Genomic DNA, 2596 nt, shown 5'->3' on the forward strand with positions numbered 1-2596 from the left:
TCATTTAATGTTATTGTATCTAGATTAAACCAGTATTGTTTTAATGCGACCCTCAATCTATAGGAGTTATTACTCAATCGAAGAACATTTTCAGCAGACTGAGTAGTAAATATTAAACGTTGAAGTCTTTCTTGTAGCTGACCGTTTTCAGTTTCACTTTCTAAGTGTGAATCAATTGCCATTTTTAATCCATGACTATCAGCTAATACCGCATTTAGTTTATATGATATAACTTCATCAATTATAGTCTGCTTGTGGTTATTACTATAAAGTAAGTATCCATTGAAAATTATCGAAAAAACTAGAATTGAAAGTAATATTTTCTGTTTCATTTTCACTCCCCCGTTTGCTGAATAACATATCATTTTTTCACGGAAGGTTTACCTTTTCCTTTATATTGTCAATAATAGCGGTGACGCTAACATTTTCAGTATCTATGTACTCTCCAAAGTTATTTTCTTTATAGGCTTCTAAGCATTTCTCAGTTTGTTGGAAACACCAATTCCCTTCTTTTTCTCCACGTTTCCTTAACCTTTCGTAAATAGTTTCTTTACTTGCTGTTAAACAAAAGTGGTAAGTTTGTTTATCAATACTTTCAAATTCGTTAAAAATGTAGTTAAAGTATTCTGGTTTTCTAATAGTCATAGGTACTATTAAGTTGAGTTTATATTTAGTAATTAGGGATTTTGCAACCGTAACAGTTACTTCTTTCCATAAATGTAAGTCTTGAAAATCCCCTGTTTTCGCTTCAAGTCGCTTTACCTCATCAGGGATAACATTTCTTAACATATAACCTACCTCTTCAGGGTCAAATAACATACTATTATTTATCTCTTTCAGAAGTTCGTTAGAGACAGTTGTTTTACCAACTCCAAATGCTCCGTTAATCATAATTATCATTAACTAATTCACCTCATTTTTTAACAGAATAATGTATTAAGAGATTATTTTTATGTTCAACAAAACTGCTGTAACCGTCAAGTAGTTTTGAACACTTTCTGCTAAGTAAGAATGAACACTTAATTGGAATTTGAGTTTGAGCATTGTCACTTTACATGGAGCCTCTACGGGCATGATTATGAGCCGAGAAGCCAATTGCATCAAGTGTTCTGGCTCATTCTTGATAGGCTACCATGCCCGCCTCTCCAAATAAAGTGCTCGTTTCTACAGGAAAAAAGTGTTCAATCTTATCGAGCAAAAACTGTTCAGTTTAGTCTAGCAGTTACAACTGCTTCTTTAGTTCAGTAATTCCACAAAAAGAGCGTTAACCCTTCTAGGATCAACGCATCCGTTACTATAAGTGTATTATTTCACACAAAATTATTTGCTCTGTAATTCTTCGTAGTTTATTTCTTCAATAATCTCTTCAATACCATCTTCTTTAACCATCTTAACTATTACATCTTTAATAGGACTTATCGCATACCAAAAGCTTTTATCATCTTCAATGTTAATGATTTTTGCTGGTTCATCACCTGCATATACTTCAATAATTGAACTATCACTTATTGCACCAGAATATATATAAGGTGGTTGGTTCATTGAAGACCATTTTACAGGGGTATTCCATTCAGCTCCTCTTGTTCGCTTCCATTCCCATTGATTACCTTCTTTCTCAAGGTAAGCTATATATATCTGTTCCTCTTGATTGTTGTTGCGCTCTTTGAACACTGCAATCCCATCATCTTCGTGAACGGCATTTAACTCTGTATGAACCAGTGAATATGAATAACTTTTTTCACCTTTATGCATTTCTTTCATTTTTTGATGAAAAAAGTCCTCAAATGTTTGTTCATTTGAACAACCAACTAAAAAAACTATACAAAATAAAAATCCTGTGATTATATTTCTTTTCAAGTTAATCCCCCCTATAACACTCAAATCTCTAAATTTTATTGTACTAAACTGCCACGTTCGTATTATAAGGTCAGCCAGATAAGAAAATATTTCTGGTTGACCTTTTTTAATATGGTCTTATTATAACGGTAGCCGGGGTAAAACGTAACTGCCCGTGGGACTTGATCCCGTCAGCTAAACAGTTTGCCCCTACTTGTAGAAACATGATTGAGGCTGGTTGGGACGTAGATCTCGTATAACAAGCGAAGCTGTGATACTGCAAGAAGGATTAGGGGTACCGGTTAATTTATCTTTTGGAGGGGATATCGAATGAATCCAGTCATTGGTCTGGATGTATCAAAAGGAGAAAGTCAGATTCAGGCTTTCTTAGACAAGGGAAAACCATACCGTAAGAGCTTTAAAGTATCTCATACTCTTGAAGGACTAGATTATCTTGTCCAATTTATTGAAGAAGTGAAAGCTGAGACTGGGAAGAAACCTCCGGTTATTCTAGAAGCAACAGGACATTATCAAAGTCCTATCGTTCACTATCTTGAGGAGCGTGGATACCTATTAATTATTATTAATCCATTAATTTCTTATAAGGCCAAAAGTTCTAGCTTACGAAAGGTAAAGACTGACGCAGTTGATGCCTATCTATTGTGCGAACTTTTCTATAAAGAGGAACTAGAACCCTATAAAAAACGAGGCGTCCAACTATTAAACTTACGTAATCTTACAAGACAACATGAGAACATTA

General features: G+C 34.2%; 4 protein-coding genes. 1 reads left to right on the forward strand and 3 read right to left on the reverse strand.

Annotated elements, in window-relative coordinates; genetic code table 11:
- The 3 genes from CEF19_RS23465 to CEF19_RS07890 all read right to left on the reverse strand — a co-directional run.
- A partial coding sequence (locus CEF19_RS23465) for a hypothetical protein (RefSeq protein WP_198510258.1) occupies positions 1-332 on the reverse strand: 332 nt, incomplete at its 3' end.
- Between the two features lie 37 nt (positions 333-369).
- Entirely contained in the window at positions 370-900 is a 531-nt protein-coding gene (locus tag CEF19_RS07885) for an AAA family ATPase (protein ID WP_100405592.1), read from the reverse strand.
- Between the two features lie 420 nt (positions 901-1320).
- Positions 1321-1857, reverse strand: coding sequence for a hypothetical protein (locus CEF19_RS07890; RefSeq protein ID WP_100405593.1), 537 nt, complete (start codon positions 1855-1857; stop codon positions 1321-1323).
- Positions 1858-2166: 309 nt separating this feature from the next.
- Here CEF19_RS07890 and CEF19_RS07895 point away from each other — a divergent pair.
- Positions 2167-2596 (forward strand): IS110 family transposase (locus tag CEF19_RS07895; protein ID WP_157801073.1); only part of this gene is annotated, 430 nt, incomplete at its 3' end.

The organism is Bacillus solitudinis (assembly GCF_002797395.1).
GTDB classification, from domain to species: Bacteria; Bacillota; Bacilli; order Bacillales; family Bacillaceae_D; genus Halalkalibacter_A; species Halalkalibacter_A solitudinis.

Bases quoted from the DNA above. Each gene is read 5' to 3' on its own strand.
- CEF19_RS07885 (WP_100405592.1), bottom strand. From the start codon at position 900: ATGATAATTATGATTAACGGAGCATTTGGAGTTGGTAAAACAACTGTC.